Raw genomic sequence first — 14,881 nt, 5'->3', positions numbered from 1 at the left:
CGCGCGCTTAGCGGCGAACGGCAATGGCCTCGATTTCGATCTTCACATCTTTCGGCAAACGGGCGACTTCCACGCAGGAGCGAGCCGGGAACGGCGCGTCGTTTTCAGTGAAGAACGCTTCATAAGTCGCGTTAACCGTCGCAAAGTCGTTCAGGTCCTTGACGAATACCGTCATTTTCACCACGTCGCTGACCTTCAGACCGGCGGCTTCTACGATGGCTTTGACGTTTTCCAACGACTGACGTGCCTGTGCGGAGACGTCGTCGGGAACCAGACCGGTTTTAGGATCGACTGGGATCTGACCAGAGGTGAGTATCATGTTGCCGAGATCGACGGCCTGAACATAAGGACCGATAGCGGCCGGCGCGTGTTCCGTACTGATAATGCGAGACATGTTTTCTCCTGATTGAGTCCAAATGAGTGCTAGCGCATCCATTATTCCTGAAACATACCTTCATTCTACCCCGTGAGTCGCCGCACGGGGCAATAGGTTTCTGATATCAGGTCGCTCAGCGGCTGCTCAGCACCGCCTGACGTTCAAACTCTTTTTCGCAGTATTTGCATTTCAGCAGTACTTCGCCTTCGTGAGATTTCACGGTGAACGAGGACGTCACCGGTTCGCTGCGGCTGATGCAGTTGCTGTTCGGGCAGGTCAGGATGCCGTGAACGTGCTCGGGCAATTGCGGGTGCAGCTTGCGCACGACGTTGTATTGGTCGATCTGGTTGACGGTCGCCTGCGGCGCGTACATCGCCAGCTGATTGGCCTGTTCTTCCGTCAGGAAAACGTTCTCGATCTTGATCAGATCCTTGCGGCCCAGCTCGTTGGACGGCAAATTCAGGCCGATGGTGATGCGCTGGTCGGTGTCGGTGAACTTGAACAGGGTCAGCAGTTTAAAGCCGATTTGCGCCGGAATGTGGTCGATCACCGTACCGCGTTTGATGGCTTCAACCTGTAATTTGTTGTCGTGAGTCATGTGTCTTCCTCTCTTACAGAACCAGTTCGCTGTTCAGCACCAGAGCCAGCAGGGCCTGACGCGCGAAAATACCGTTGCCTGCCTGCTGGAAGTAGTAGGCGTAGGGCGTGCTGTCGACATCGGTGGTGATTTCATCGATGCGTGGCAGGGGATGCAGCACTTTCAGGTTCGTGCGCGCCTCGGCGAGATCCGCGGCATGCAGGATGTACTGCGCTTTGATGTTGATGTATTCGGACGGGTCGAGCCGCTCTTTCTGAACGCGAGTCATGTAGAGAATATCCAGCTCCGGCACGACTTCTTCGATGCTGTTATGCAGGCTGTAGGGAATGTTCCGCTCTTCCAGCATTTTTAGAATATAGTCCGGCATCGCCAGCGCATCGGGCGCGATGAAGTAAAAACGGTTGCCTTCGAACTTGGCCAGCGCCTGCGTTAGAGAATGGACGGTGCGGCCGTATTTCAGATCCCCGACCATGGCGATGTTGATGTTATCCAGACGCCCCTGAGTCTCTTGGATCGTGAACAGGTCGAGCAGCGTCTGAGAAGGGTGCTGATTGGCGCCGTCGCCGGCGTTAAGAACGGGGATACCCTGAGAGAACTCGGCCGCCAGACGGGCGGCGCCTTCCTGCGGATGGCGCATCACGATGGCGTCCACATAGTTGCTGACCACGGAAATGGTGTCCGCCAGCGTTTCGCCTTTTTTCCCGAGCGATGTATTGCTGCTGTCGGCAAACCCTACCACCGACGCGCCCAGACGGTGCATCGCCGTTTCGAACGATAGCCGTGTGCGTGTGGACGCCTCGAAGAAGCAGCTGGCAATCACTTTATGTTTCAACAGCTCGGGCTGCGGGTTGGCTTTCAGGCTGGCGGCGACTTTCAGCGTCAGCAGCAGATCGTCCCGGCTGAGATCGTTGATTGAGATAATGTGTCTTTTATAAAGCGGATTGACCATTTGGCTATTCTCCCCACGGTTCGGCACGGTCTACAGGTTGGCTGCCTGACGCCCTTTTCGACAGACAAAAAAAAGCCCCTCAACGAGGGGCTTTTTTAATGAAATAGGGTGTACAGGGAGGAAAAACGCGGCGTGGCTGCCAGAAGGCAGTTGCGGTTGATGACCGACAAAGATGGCTGCGTTGGACATGGTTCCTCCCGGCAAATTGCCCGGAATTATACGCGCGGAAGAAGCGAATTCAAGCGAAAAACGCAGATTTTGCCTGCGGGCAATCGGTTGCAACTGCGTGTGCGCCACTGCCGTCGACGACCTGACATCGGGCCGGAACGGCAGTGAAGCTGCGGGCTATGCGTTGGGGCTCAGAGTGGCCACCATGACGGCTTTGATGGTGTGCATCCGGTTTTCCGCCTGATCGAACACGATGCTGTGTTTGGACTCGAAAACCTCGTCGGTGACTTCCATGCCGCCGTGCAAACCGTACTGTTCGGCCATCTGCTTGCCGATCGTGGTTTGGTCGTCATGAAAGGCGGGCAGGCAGTGCAGGAATTTGACCTGCGGGTTACCCGACGCCGTGATCATGGCCATATTGACCTGATAGGGTTTGAGCAAATCGATGCGCTGCGCCCACACCTCTTTAGGTTCTCCCATGGACACCCACACGTCGCTATAGATGAAGTCGACGTCTTTCACCCCCGCTGCTACCTCTTCCGTCAGCGTGATGCTGCCGCCGGTTTTCTCTGCTGCGGCCTGACATTCCGCCACCAGACCCGCTTCCGGCCAGCAGCTTTTGGGGGCAATCAGACGCAGATCCAGTCCGGTCAACGCCGCCGCTTCCAGCATAGTGTTCCCCATATTGTTGCGGGCGTCGCCGACGTAAGCCAGCTTCATTTCGGACAGTGAACGGCCGGGCGCGTGTTCTTGCATCGTCAGCAGGTCCGCCAGCAGCTGGGTAGGATGGAATTCATCGGTCAGCCCGTTCCATACCGGTACGCCGGACAGCTCAGCCAGCGTTTCTACACGTTCCTGTCCATAGCCGCGATACTGAATACCGTCGTACATCCGACCCAGTACGCGCGCCGTATCCTTCATCGACTCCTTGTGGCCGATCTGGCTGCCGCTTGGGGCCAGATAGGTGACCTGCGCGCCCTGATCGTACGCAGCAACTTCGAAAGAGCAGCGAGTGCGGGTCGAATCTTTTTCGAAGATGAGTGCGATGTTTTTCCCTTGCAGGTGACGGGTCTCGGCGCCGCTTTTTTTATCTGATTTCAGTTTTGCTGACAGGGTTAACAGACGACTTATTTCTGTTGGAGTGAAATCCATCAGTCTTAAAAAATGACGTTTATAGAACGGGTTCATAGAACTTATCTCCGTGCGGACACTACTTATGATTGAATTAAAATTCACTTTATATGTGTAAATATTCAATTTCAAGTGGCGAGGTCAAACTTTGTGGTGGAGCCGGGTGCGGGGCTGTGGGACAATGCGGCGATATCTCGCCGTTTAATGAGGACTGAGTCATGGTAAACCGTGAATTGCTGGAAGAGCAGCGTGAAGAAACGCGGCTGATTATTGAAGAGTTGCTGGACGATGGCAGCGATCCTGAAGCGGTCTACACCATCGAGCATCACTTCTCCGCCGAGAAGTTCGAAGACCTGGAAAAGGTGGCGGTCGACGCCTTCAAGATGGGCTACGAAGTCACGGATGCGGAAGAGCTGGAAGTTGAAGAGGGCGTACTGCTGATGTGTTGCGACGTCATCAGCGAAGTGTCGCTCAAAGCCGAGATCATCGATGGTCAGGTCGAACAGCTGCTGTCATTGGCTGAGCGTCATGAAGTCAATTACGACGGCTGGGGCACTTACTTCGAAGATCCGAACGGTTCTGACGAAGATGATGAAGGCGAAGGTGAATTCTACGATGAGGATGATGACGGCAAACGTCACTAATTCCTCTTCTCCGTGACGGCCCTTTCTCCAGGCCTCGCAATATTGCCGGCGGCATGACCGTCGGCAATCCTTTCTTACAGCGGCTTGATCATTCTTACTTCGCAGTCCACATGACCGGTACTCCCTAACGCAGAGGGAATTTGGCGAAATCCTAGCTTTTCATAGAGCCGAATGGCGCTGGTGAGGTGGCCGGTGGTCTCCAGATAGCAGCGGCTGAAGCCGTGCTGACGACCAAACTCCAAGGCCTGCTGCGCCAGCTGTCTGGCCAGTCCCCGTCCACGCGCGGTGGGGAGGAAATACATTTTCTGCAGCTCGCAAATATCCGCGTCTCCCCCTGACAGCGGGGCGATGCCGCCGCCGCCAACCACTTCGCCGCCGCACTCCACCACCCAGTAAGCACACTGCGGGCGATTGTACAGCTGGAACAGCGAATCGAGATCGGGATCGGCGATGGTATAGCCCTTGTCCGCCGTCAACCCGAACTCGGCCGACACGCGGCGGATCACGTCAGCCATCGCGGCATTGTCTGCTGCGGTGATGGGGCGTGTCAGAAGTTGAACGGGAGTTGCGATTGTCATGGTGCTCAAATGCTCGCTTTTCAGTTTATCGTCGTGGCCAAATGAGGAAAGTGGATACACCGACTGTAATAACACTTTATTCGGCTCGAATGCAATCGTCGGAATTATCCTGCCACGGGACGCCTCCCCAGATTGTTCAAGGGTTTGCGTTACGTGTTTCGGTATTTCACTAATGGGCTGGCGTCGTGTCGGTTAGAGGTCTTGAGGACCAATAAAAAAGGGAGATCTGGACGATCTCCCTTTGTGTCGGACCTGCCGCTTACAGCGCGGCGATGGTCGCCTGCTGTTCTTTCAGTTTCGCTTTGGCATCGGCGTAATGAGTCAGCTTCTCACGTTCTTTCGCGACTACCGCTTCCGGCGCGCGGGCGACAAAGCCTTCGTTAGCCAGTTTACTTTCGATACGCGAGATCTCGCCATCAATCTTCGCGACCTCTTTCGCTAAGCGATCCAGCTCGCTGGCCTTGTCGATCAGACCGGCCATCGGGATCAGCAGTTCGGCGCCGTCCACCAGCTTGGCGACGGAAACCGGTCCTTTATCGCCGGCAGGCAGGACGTCGATGCTCTCCAGTCGCGCCAGCGTTTTGATGAAGCTGAGGTTCTCTGTGATCCGGCGCTGCGCTTCGGCGTTGCTGTCGCGCAGCAGCATTTCCAACGGTTTGCTGGGCGCAATGTTCATCTCGGCGCGAATGTTACGCACGGCGATGATGGTTTGCTTGATCCACTCCAGATCGTGCAGTGCCTGGCTGTCTTCCAGCGCCGCGTCGAAGGCCGGGAACGGCTGCAGCATAATGGTATCGGCTTCGATGCCTTTCAACACTTTGACACGCTGCCAGATCGTTTCCGTGATAAACGGAATAATCGGGTGTGCCAGACGCAGCAAGGCTTCCAACACCTGTACCAGCGTGTGACGGGTGCCGCGCAGTTCGGCTTCGCTGCCGCCGTTCATCACCGGCTTGGCGAGCTCCAGATACCAGTCGCAGAACTGGTTCCAGGTGAACTCATAGAGGATGTTCGCCGCCAGATCGAAGCGATAGCTGTCTAGCGCTTCACGGTAGGCTTTCACCGTGCGATTGAATTCAGCCAGGATCCAGCGGTCGGCCAGCGACAGGACACGTTCGCCGCCTTGCATACCGCAATCCTGTCCTTCGGTGTTCATCAGGACAAAGCGGCTGGCGTTCCACAGCTTGTTACAGAAGTTGCGATAACCTTCCAGGCGCTTCATGTCCCAGTTGATGTCGCGACCGGTGGAGGCCAGCGCCGCCAGCGTAAAGCGCAGGGCGTCAGTACCATGCGGTTCGATCCCGTTCGGGAACTGTTTTTCCGTGCGCTTGCGGATTTTTTCCGCCAGCTGCGGCTGCATCATGTTGCCGGTGCGTTTTTCCAGCAGCGCTTCCAGAGAGATGCCGTCGACCATATCCAGCGGGTCGATGACGTTCCCTTTGGATTTGGACATTTTCTGGCCTTCGTCGTCGCGAATCAGACCGGTCATGTAGACGGTGTTGAATGGCACCTGCGGCTGACCATTTTCATCTTTGATGAAATGCATCGTCAGCATGATCATGCGGGCGATCCAGAAGAAGATGATGTCGAAACCGCTGACCATCACGCTGCTCGGATGGAAGGCTTTCAGCTCAGGCGTCTGTTCCGGCCAACCCAGCGTGGAGAAGGTCCACAGTCCGGAGGAGAACCAGGTGTCCAGCACGTCTTCGTCCTGCGTCAGGGTTACGTCGTCCGCCAGATTGTTTTCGCTACGAACTTCGGCTTCGTCGCGGCCGACATAGACATTGCCGTTAGCGTCGTACCAGGCTGGAATACGATGACCCCACCACAGCTGGCGGGAGATACACCAGTCCTGAATGTCGCGCATCCAGCTGAAGTACATGTTTTCATACTGCTTCGGTACGAACTGGATACGACCGTCTTCGACGGCTTCCACCGCCTGTTTGGCCAGCGGGGCCGTGCGTACGTACCACTGATCGGTCAGCATCGGCTCAATCACCACGCCGCCGCGGTCGCCGTAAGGCACTGTCAGGTCATGCGCCTTGATCTCTTCCAGCAGGCCTAGTTCGTCGAAAGCGGCCACGGTCGCTTTACGCGCGGCGAAGCGCTCCATGCCGCGGAAGGCTTCCGGGATAGTGTCGTCATAGACGTCAGAGGCATTTCCGTGGGTGTCGAACACTTCCGCCTGCTGACGGATATCGCCGTCAAAGGTCAGGATGTTGATCATCGGCAGGGCGTGGCGTTTACCGACTTCATAGTCGTTGAAGTCATGAGCTGGCGTGATTTTTACGCAGCCGGTACCTTTTTCCATGTCGGCATGTTCGTCCGCAAGGATAGGGATGCGGCGGCCGATCAGCGGTAGGATGACGTCTTTACCGATCAAATCTTTATAACGAGGATCTTCCGGGTTTACCGCTACGCCGGTATCGCCCAGCACGGTTTCGGGACGGGTGGTGGCAACGACCAGATAGTCTTTGCCTTCGGTCGTCTTGGCGCCGTCAGCCAGCGGGTAGCGCAGGTGCCACATGGAGCCTTTAACTTCACGGTTCTCCACTTCCAGATCGGAGATGGCGGTGCGCAGTTTCGGATCCCAGTTCACCAGGCGTTTGCCGCGGTAGATTAGGTCCTCTTTGTACAGGCGGACGAAGACTTCCTTCACGGCGTCGGACAAACCTTTATCCATGGTGAAGCGTTCGCGCTCCCAGTCAACGGAGTTGCCCAGACGGCGCATCTGGCGCGTGATGGTGCCGCCGGATTCTTCTTTCCACTGCCAGATTTTGTCGATGAAGGCCTCGCGACCGTAATCGTGGCGCGTCTTGCCTTCTTCGGCGGCGATTTTGCGCTCAACGACCATCTGCGTAGCGATACCGGCATGGTCAGTACCCGCCTGCCACAAGGTATTTTTGCCCTGCATGCGCTGATAGCGGATCAGAGTATCCATAATGGTTTGTTGAAAAGCATGACCCATGTGCAGGCTGCCGGTGACGTTGGGCGGCGGAATCATGATGCTGAAGCTTTCTTGCTCGGTATCGCCGTTTGGCTTGAAGTAGCCTTGTTTTTCCCAGTGCTCGTAAAGCGGCTGCTCTATATCGTGCGGGTTGTATGTCTTTTCCATTATGCTCAAAATTCAGTGGGTTGGCGGTGTAGCCGTGGTCAATCGGAAGCCGACGCTGCGATAGGCTTTATAGCGGTCGCGCGCCAACTGTTTCAGGGATTCTTCGTAAGGGACAAAGTCTATCACTTCATGGAAAGCGGTGGCAAAATCTGCGAACTGCGGCTGCAGGTTGATCAAGACCTCGCGCGGCGTATTACCGCGCTTGTGAGGCCAGGCCAGCTCGACGGCCGCTCCCTGGCGCGGACCTTCCCCCGCCAGGTTGTGCGGTACGAAAGCATGAGGCGGACGTTGCCACAACGCCTCATCCAGCCGCTGCGCTTGCTCTTCGTCTTCACAGGCGATGAGTACCCGTTTGCCCGCCCGCCACAGCGTGGCGGCCAGTTCGCAGGTTAGCGCTTCCAGCGCACTGAGTTCTCCGCTTTGGTCTTCTGTTTCAAGAAGATAGAACGTTGCGTTTTTCATTGTTACCTATACTTCCATCGCGGTTTCTGACCGGCGCGGATCTCTGGCTGCGTTAAACGCAGATTCCCGTTTGCACGGGAATCGCCAGCGTATCGCCATGCGCCGGGGGACTTCAGCGCGGGGTTACCCCTTACTCGACGTCGTTCAGACCGGCGCGGTTCAGCAAGAACTGTGACAGCAACGCGACTGGACGACCCGTCGCGCCTTTGGCTTTGCCGGAACGCCAGGCGGTGCCGGCGATATCCAGGTGCGCCCAGCTGTATTTGCGCGTGAAGCGAGACAGGAAGCAGGCCGCGGTAATGGCGCCGCCGGGGCGGCCCCCGATGTTCGCCATATCGGCGAAGTTGGACTCCAGCTGCTCCTGATACTCGTCCAGCATCGGTAAACGCCATGCCCGGTCGCCCGCCTGTTCGGAAGCGCCCAACAGCTCATGCGCCAGCGGGTTATGGTTCGACATCAGGCCGGTAATGTGGTGGCCCAGCGCGATCACGCAGGCACCGGTGAGCGTGGCGATATCGATAACGACATCGGGTTCGTAACGTTCCACGTAGGTCAGGGCGTCACACAGCACCAGGCGGCCTTCCGCATCGGTATTCAGGACTTCTACCGTCTGGCCGGACATGGTGGTCAGGATATCGCCCGGACGATAGGAGCGACCATCGACCATGTTCTCACAGCCTGCCAGCACGCCGATGATGTTCAGCGGCAGTTCCAGCTCCGCTGCCATCCGCATGACGCCGTACACCGTGGCGGCGCCGCACATGTCGTATTTCATTTCGTCCATGCTGTCGGCGGGTTTGATGGAGATGCCGCCGGAATCGAATGTCAGCCCTTTGCCCACCAGCACGATAGGCTTAGCGTCGGCGTCGGGATTGCCTTTATATTCAATCACCGACATCAGCGACTCGTTTTGAGAGCCTTGTCCCACCGCCAGATAGGCGTTCATCCCCAGCTCTTTCATCTGCTGCTCGCCGATGACGCGGGTGGTGATGTAGCCGTAGGCGTCAGCCAGCTGACGAGCCTGCGAAGCCAGATAGGCGGCATTACAGATGTTGGGCGGCATGTTGCCGAGATCTTTGGCGGCTTTGATGCCGGAAGCAATCGCCAGACCGTGCTGAATGGCGCGTTCGCCGGAGGTCAGTTCGCGGCGGGTCGGTACGTTGAAGACCATTTTACGCAGCGGACGGCGTGGTTCGACTTTGTTGGTTTTTAGCTGATCGAAGGTGTAAAGCGTCTCTTTCGCCGTTTCAACGGCCTGACGCACTTTCCAATAAGTGTTACGACCTTTTACATGCAGCTCGGTCAGGAAGCAGACGGCTTCCATAGAGCCGGTATCGTTGAGGGCGTTGATCGTGCGCTGGACTACCTGCTTGTACTGGCGCTCGTCGAGCTCGCGCTCCTTTCCGCAACCGATCAGCAGGATGCGTTCGGAAAGAATGTTCGGTACATGGTGCAGGAGCAATGACTGGCCGACTTTGCCTTCCAGCTCGCCACGGCGCAGCAGGGCGCTGATGTAGCCGTCACTGATTTTATCCAGTTGTTCGGCGATAGGTGACAGACGACGCGGTTCGAATACACCGACGACAATGCAGGCACTGCGCTGTTTTTCCGGGCTACCGCTTTTTACGCTGAACTCCATGTACTCTCCTGAATCTTTAAAGACAACAGCGGGTGCTACGGTTAGAATGTGGCACTCCGTAATACTTTCCCACCGTCGCGTTAACATAACCTGTGTTAATCTGAACGACGTAGCGAATCTGTAATAAGGCTTTGCAGGTTCTGATAGCACATCCCGAACGCAGGATGTTGTAATACCGGTTTAGCTACGAGAAGGTTGCCACAAATGAGTATAAATGGCGAGTTAGCGAAAAAACTATCGACTTTCCTGCAAAAAGACAAGTTTTCACAGGCGTATTGAGCGTGATCATCATTCGATATCTGGTACGGGAAACCTTTAAAAGCCAGCTGGCTATCCTGTTTATTCTGCTGCTGATTTTTTTCTGTCAGAAATTAGTGCGAATACTGGGCGCGGCGGTGGACGGTGATATCCCGACGAATCTGGTTTTATCCCTTTTGGGACTTGGCGTGCCGGAGATGGCACAGCTTATTTTGCCGTTGAGTCTGTTTCTCGGGTTACTGATGACGTTTGGGCGACTGTATGCCGAAAGCGAAATCACCGTGATGCATGCATGCGGACTGAGCAAAAACGTGCTGCTGAAGGCTGCGGCATGGCTGGCATTGGCGACAGCCGTGGCGGCGACGGTCAACGTGCTATGGCTCAGTCCCTGGTCGTCGCGACATCAAGATGAGGTGCTGGCCGAGGCCAGAGCCAACCCTGGGATGGCGACGCTGGCGGAAGGGCAGTTCCAGCAGTCTCAGGACGGCAATTCGGTGCTCTTCGTGGGTAACGTCAGCGGCAAGGAGTTCGAACACGTATTCCTCGCCCAGATGCGTCCGCGCGACAACGCTCGCCCCTCCGTGGTGGTGGCCGATCACGGCACCGTCGCGCAGGGCGATGACGGATCGCAGGTCGTGACGCTGAACAAAGGCACTCGCTATGAAGGGACGGCGATGATGCGCGACTTCCGCATCACCGACTTCACGGATTATCAGGCGCTCATTGGGCATCAGGCGGTCACCGTCGATCCGAATAACGTTGAGCAGATGGACATGAAGACGCTGTGGCGTTCTGATGATGTCGGTGCTCGCGCCGAGTTCCACTGGCGTCTTACGCTAATCTTATCCGTGCTGGTCATGGCGATTATTGTCGTGCCGCTCAGCGTGGTGAATCCCCGTCAGGGCCGCGTATTGAGCATGCTGCCAGCTATGTTGCTTTATCTGATTTTCTTCCTGCTGCAGACCTCGCTGCGATCCAATGCCGGTAAAGGCAAGCTCGATCCGCTGGTATGGATGTGGCTGACCAATGCGGTTTACGTGGCGATTGCCATCGCGCTCAACCTGTGGGATAGCGTGCCGTTGCGCAAATTGAGATACCGCCTGACGCCAAGAGGAGCGGCCTGATGTTTGGAGTTTTAGACCGCTATATCGGTAGAACCATTTTCAATACCATCATGATGACGTTATTCATGCTGGTATCGCTCTCCGGCATCATCAAGTTTGTCGAACAGTTGCGCAAAGTCGGGCAGGGCGGTTATTCGGCGCTGGGTGCCGGATTCTATACGTTGCTGAGCGTCCCCAAAGACATTGAAACGTTTTTCCCGATGGCGGCGCTGCTGGGCGCGTTATTAGGCTTGGGAACGTTGGCGACGCGCAGTGAACTGGTCGTCATGCAGGCATCCGGTTTTTCCCGCCTGCAAATCGCAGGTGCGGTCATGAAAACCGCTATCCCGCTGGTGCTGCTGACCATGGCCATTGGCGAGTGGGTGGCGCCGCAGGGCGAACAGATGGCGCGCAATTACCGTTCTCAGATGATGTTCGGCGGTTCGATGCTGTCTACCCAGAACGGGATGTGGGCCAAAGACGGGTCTGATTTCGTGTTTATCCAACGGGTTGTCGGCGAAAAAGAGCTGGCGGGCGTCAGTATCTATCACTTCGATAATGACCGTAAGCTGCTGTCGGTACGTTATGCGGCCTCTGCTACCTTTGCGGACGGTATGTGGAAGCTGTCGCAGGTCGATACGTCCGAACTCACCGACAGTAAAAAGATTGGCGGCAGCCAAACCTTAAGCGGTGAATGGAACACCAGCCTGACGCCAGATAAGTTGGGTGTGGTGGCACTGGAACCCAGTGCGCTCTCCATCAGCGGCCTGCTTAACTACATTAGCTATCTCAAACAGAGCGGGCAGGAGTCCGGCCGTTATCAGCTCAACATGTGGAGCAAGATTTTCTCTCCGCTGTCGGTAGCGGTGATGATGTTGATGGCGCTGTCGTTTATTTTCGGTCCGTTGAGAAACGTGCCAGCCGGTATGCGCATCGTTATTGGTATCAGCTTCGGCTTCCTGTTTTACGTGCTGGACCAGATCTTCGGTCCGTTGAGCCTGGTTTACCATATGCCGCCGGTGCTGGGGGCTCTGCTACCGAGCGTTCTATTCCTGGCTATCAGCGTGATGCTACTGCTGAAACGTCGCTAGACGTTCTTCGCTGTCGACTAAAACGGGCCTGCGGGCCCGTTGTCTTTTGTACCGCATCTGTGGGCTAAAACGTGGTTGAATTACGCAGCATGGCAATCAGGTCTGGCAGCTGCGATAGCAGATACAGTCCCAGCCCGATGCTTCCCCCCACCAGCGTGCCGTTGATGCGAATAAACTGGAGATCTTTGCCGATGTTCAGTTCGATTAAACGAGACATCTCTTCAGCATCCCAGCTTTTTACCGTATCGCTAATGTGGCGCGTCAGGAAATTGGCGAACTCCGGTGCGATCGTGCGCACCGCCTCTTCCAGATGCTGATTGAGCGATGACCGCAGTCCTTCATCCTGCATCAATGTTTGTCCCAGCCACTGGCCGATGGCGCTGATGCGGGCCTGTACGGCAGAATCGCTTTGATTAAGGTCGGCTTTGAGCCAGGCGCGCAGGTCTCCCCACAGATCGCTCAAATAGTGATTCAGCGCTTCGTCATCTTTCAAATAGCGCTTAATCTCTTCGGCCCGCTGCGCCATTTCCGGATCGGTGCGGAGTCGTTCGATCAGCTGGACGACGGTACGATTAAAGTGCCGACGCAACTCATGGCCCTCGTCGCGCACGACTTCGTCTAACAGCGTGTTGACCGCGTTGGCGACCACCTCGGCGCTGCGCTCACCCAGCCATTCAGAAGGCAGGATCTTTTCTGTGACGGGATGTTCACGCTTCAGCCAGCGGACGATCTGTACCGCAATAAACTCCCGCGTCGACGGTTTGTTCACCATCCTCAACAGGTGTTCTATCACCGTGTCCAGCAACTGCTGATGGCGATTATTTTTGGTCAGACTTTCCAACAGAACGGCGACAGACTGGGTGAGATCCACTTTATCGATCGCTTTGTGTACCGCACGGCGAATGAAGCGTTGGATTCGCTGGTCATCCGCCATATCTAAAATACCGCGCATAAACTGCAACAGATGACCGCCCAGCCGTTCGGCATTATCCGGGTGCTGCAACCAGCGCCCCACGATGTGAGCGGGATTATGTCGGCGGATCAGCGCTAGCAACGATTCAGTATCGAGGAATTTCTCCTGAACAAAGGTGGCCAGATTGTCCGCTATCCTCGCTTTGTTACGCGGGATAATCGCGGTATGGCGGGAGACTAATGGTAGCGGCACCCGGCGAAACAGCGCTACGACGGCAAACCAGTCGGCCAGCGCGCCGACCATCGCCGCCTCGGCAATGGCCTTCGCGCCGCTAACCCAGAAGTTGGGCGGCAAACACAGCGTTATCACAAAGACGGCGGCCGCAAGAGCGAGCAATGACAGCGCCAGTCGTTTGGCTCGTTTCAGTTCAGCTTCTTTATTCATGCATAAAGGTTACCCTGTTTTACCCCGAACGGGCCAAGCGATTATGCCTCCAAGTCGCAGACTTGACGATGGAGGCCGCTGTCATCGGGCTAGGCGGGGATAAGACGAATTTTTCATCACTCAGTCGCGGATTGATGGATTAAGGTTGCGCGGACGCGACTGCACGGTATAATCCCCCCGTTTTCCGCATACTACTTCAGTGCCGAAGTGGCGAAATCGGTAGACGCAGTTGATTCAAAATCAACCGTAGAAATACGTGCCGGTTCGAGTCCGGCCTTCGGCACCAACAGTATGTAAATTGACCTCAACTGAGGTCTTTTTTTATGTCTAAAATCCAGTCCCCGCAAGGCTTCCCTCGCTTTTTCACTCAACCTAAGTCAACCTGATTCAATCTACATCAACTTACTGATGCGGGTACAACTGCGGGTATTTCCCGGTTCGATAATGTTTGTACCCACACAGAACCCTTGAAAGGATACTCATTATGGCTCTGAGTGATGTGAAGGTTCGTTCGGCTAAGCCTGAAGTAAAATCCTATAAGCTGACTGATGGCGACGGCATGGTTTTGCTTGTTCACCCGAACGGCTCCAAATATTGGCGGCTTCGTTATCGTTTTGGCGGTAAAGAGAAGATGCTAGCGTTGGGGGAAATACCCTGAAGTTTCGCTAGCGGATGCCAGGGCTCGTCGCGACGAAGCCCGTAAGTAGCTAGCTAACGGCGTCGATCCTAGTGAGAACAAGAAAGCTGTTCAGATAGAGTAGGAGCAAGAAGCGATAACCTTTGAAGTGGTAGCCAGAGACTGGCACGCCAGCAATCAAAAGTGGTCTGAGCCGCATAGTGCCCGTGTGTTGAAGAGCCTGGAGGATAACCTCTTTGCTGCCATTGGTAAGCGAAATATCGCTGAACTAAAGACCCGAGATTTACTTATCCCCATCAAAGCCGTAGAGATGTCTGGACGTCTTGAAGTGGCGGCACGTCTACAACAACGAACAACAGCAATTATGCGATTCGCTGTGCAAAGCGGTTTAATCGACTATAACCCCGCACAAGAGATCGCTGGAGCAGTTGCCACTGCTAAACGACAGCATCGTGCTGCGCTAGAACTTAATCGCATTCCTGAATTACTTCATCGTATCGACACATATACCGGCAGACCACTAACACGCTTAGCTGTCGAGCTGACGTTGTTAGTCTTCATTCGATCTAGTGAGTTACGTTTTGCTCGCTGGTCAGAAGTCGATTTTGAAACTGCTATGTGGACGATTCCGGGGGAACGTGAACCACTGGAAGGTGTGAAGCATTCACATCGAGGATCGAAGATGCGTACTCCTCATCTTGTTCCTTTATCACGTCAGGCTCTGGTCATTCTGGAAAAGATCAAAAGCTGTCTCTTATACACATCTCCGAGCCCA

The 14,881-nt window shown here is 55.6% G+C and carries 12 protein-coding genes, 1 tRNA gene and 1 pseudogene; 5 read left to right on the top strand and 9 right to left on the bottom strand.

Going from position 1 to position 14,881, the window contains the following annotated elements; all coding sequences use genetic code 11:
- Nucleotides 1-7 precede the first annotated feature (7 nt).
- The 4 genes from ridA to argF form a co-directional block, all read right to left on the bottom strand.
- A complete protein-coding gene (gene ridA / locus Q7O77_RS00570; protein ID WP_304162308.1) occupies nt 8-394 on the bottom strand; it encodes a 2-iminobutanoate/2-iminopropanoate deaminase in 387 nt (128 codons plus the stop codon).
- A 115-nt stretch (nt 395-509) separates the two neighbouring features.
- Complete coding sequence (gene pyrI / locus Q7O77_RS00565) at nt 510-974, bottom strand: aspartate carbamoyltransferase regulatory subunit (protein WP_304162306.1); 465 nt, start codon at nt 972-974, stop codon at nt 510-512.
- A gap of 13 nt (nt 975-987) precedes the next feature.
- Nucleotides 988-1,923, bottom strand: coding sequence for an aspartate carbamoyltransferase (pyrB, locus tag Q7O77_RS00560; protein ID WP_304162303.1), 936 nt, complete (start codon nt 1,921-1,923; stop codon nt 988-990).
- Between the two features lie 345 nt (nt 1,924-2,268).
- On the bottom strand, nt 2,269-3,279 hold the full coding sequence (argF, locus tag Q7O77_RS00555) for an ornithine carbamoyltransferase (protein ID WP_304162301.1): 1,011 nt from the start codon (nt 3,277-3,279) through the stop codon (nt 2,269-2,271).
- Nucleotides 3,280-3,440: 161 nt separating this feature from the next.
- On the opposite strand from argF, the gene rraB reads away from it, so the two are divergent.
- Nucleotides 3,441-3,866, top strand: coding sequence for a ribonuclease E inhibitor RraB (gene rraB / locus Q7O77_RS00550; RefSeq protein ID WP_085653795.1), 426 nt, complete (start codon nt 3,441-3,443; stop codon nt 3,864-3,866).
- 74 nt (nt 3,867-3,940) lie between these two features.
- Here the strand turns inward: rraB and Q7O77_RS00545 are convergent, their stop codons facing one another.
- The 4 genes from Q7O77_RS00545 to pepA form a co-directional block, all read right to left on the bottom strand.
- On the bottom strand, nt 3,941-4,444 hold the full coding sequence (locus Q7O77_RS00545; protein WP_304162296.1) for a GNAT family N-acetyltransferase: 504 nt from the start codon (nt 4,442-4,444) through the stop codon (nt 3,941-3,943).
- Nucleotides 4,445-4,703: 259 nt separating this feature from the next.
- The gene (locus Q7O77_RS00540) at nt 4,704-7,559 is read right to left on the bottom strand and encodes a valine--tRNA ligase (RefSeq protein ID WP_304162293.1); all 2,856 of its coding nucleotides are present in this window, start codon (nt 7,557-7,559) and stop codon (nt 4,704-4,706) included.
- 12 nt (nt 7,560-7,571) lie between these two features.
- Nucleotides 7,572-8,021, bottom strand: coding sequence for a DNA polymerase III subunit chi (locus Q7O77_RS00535; protein WP_304162290.1), 450 nt, complete (start codon nt 8,019-8,021; stop codon nt 7,572-7,574).
- A gap of 130 nt (nt 8,022-8,151) precedes the next feature.
- On the bottom strand, nt 8,152-9,660 hold the full coding sequence (gene pepA, locus Q7O77_RS00530) for a leucyl aminopeptidase (RefSeq protein ID WP_085653791.1): 1,509 nt from the start codon (nt 9,658-9,660) through the stop codon (nt 8,152-8,154).
- A 281-nt stretch (nt 9,661-9,941) separates the two neighbouring features.
- Here pepA and lptF point away from each other — a divergent pair, with 281 nt between their 5' ends.
- Together lptF and lptG are read left to right on the top strand one after the other, a co-directional pair.
- On the top strand, nt 9,942-11,042 hold the full coding sequence (lptF, locus tag Q7O77_RS00525) for an LPS export ABC transporter permease LptF (protein ID WP_304162285.1): 1,101 nt from the start codon (nt 9,942-9,944) through the stop codon (nt 11,040-11,042).
- Nucleotides 11,042-12,112, top strand: a complete 1,071-nt coding sequence (lptG, locus tag Q7O77_RS00520) for an LPS export ABC transporter permease LptG (protein ID WP_304162283.1) — start codon at nt 11,042-11,044, stop codon at nt 12,110-12,112. The genes lptF and lptG overlap by 1 nt, the downstream gene beginning before the upstream one ends.
- A 64-nt stretch (nt 12,113-12,176) precedes the next feature.
- Here the strand turns inward: lptG and Q7O77_RS00515 are convergent, their stop codons facing one another.
- On the bottom strand, nt 12,177-13,469 hold the full coding sequence (locus Q7O77_RS00515; RefSeq protein WP_304162280.1) for a DUF445 domain-containing protein: 1,293 nt from the start codon (nt 13,467-13,469) through the stop codon (nt 12,177-12,179).
- Between the two features lie 201 nt (nt 13,470-13,670).
- On the opposite strand from Q7O77_RS00515, the gene Q7O77_RS00510 reads away from it, so the two are divergent.
- Both Q7O77_RS00510 and Q7O77_RS00505 read left to right on the top strand, forming a co-directional pair.
- Nucleotides 13,671-13,755 (top strand) — tRNA-Leu (locus Q7O77_RS00510).
- A 198-nt stretch (nt 13,756-13,953) separates the two neighbouring features.
- Nucleotides 13,954-14,881: pseudogene (locus Q7O77_RS00505) on the top strand (tyrosine-type recombinase/integrase); the annotation flags it as partial.

The organism is Lonsdalea britannica, assembly GCF_946477055.1.
GTDB classification, from domain to species: Bacteria; Pseudomonadota; Gammaproteobacteria; order Enterobacterales; family Enterobacteriaceae; genus Lonsdalea; species Lonsdalea britannica_A.
The sequence above is the reverse complement of the archived record's forward strand: the minus strand, read 5'-3'. Positions and strand labels throughout refer to the sequence as shown.

Coding starts and splice junctions, on each gene's coding strand:
- Q7O77_RS00545 (WP_304162296.1), bottom strand. CDS start 4,444: ATGACAATCGCAACTCCCGTTCAACTTCTGACACGCCCCATCACCGCA.
- pyrI (WP_304162306.1), bottom strand. CDS start 974: ATGACTCACGACAACAAATTACAGGTTGAAGCCATCAAACGCGGTACG.
- pyrB (WP_304162303.1), bottom strand. CDS start 1,923: ATGGTCAATCCGCTTTATAAAAGACACATTATCTCAATCAACGATCTC.
- ridA (WP_304162308.1), bottom strand. CDS start 394: ATGTCTCGCATTATCAGTACGGAACACGCGCCGGCCGCTATCGGTCCT.
- Q7O77_RS00515 (WP_304162280.1), bottom strand. CDS start 13,469: ATGAATAAAGAAGCTGAACTGAAACGAGCCAAACGACTGGCGCTGTCA.
- pepA (WP_085653791.1), bottom strand. CDS start 9,660: ATGGAGTTCAGCGTAAAAAGCGGTAGCCCGGAAAAACAGCGCAGTGCC.
- lptG (WP_304162283.1), top strand. CDS start 11,042: ATGTTTGGAGTTTTAGACCGCTATATCGGTAGAACCATTTTCAATACC.
- Q7O77_RS00540 (WP_304162293.1), bottom strand. CDS start 7,559: ATGGAAAAGACATACAACCCGCACGATATAGAGCAGCCGCTTTACGAG.
- rraB (WP_085653795.1), top strand. CDS start 3,441: ATGGTAAACCGTGAATTGCTGGAAGAGCAGCGTGAAGAAACGCGGCTG.
- Q7O77_RS00535 (WP_304162290.1), bottom strand. CDS start 8,021: ATGAAAAACGCAACGTTCTATCTTCTTGAAACAGAAGACCAAAGCGGA.
- argF (WP_304162301.1), bottom strand. CDS start 3,279: ATGAACCCGTTCTATAAACGTCATTTTTTAAGACTGATGGATTTCACT.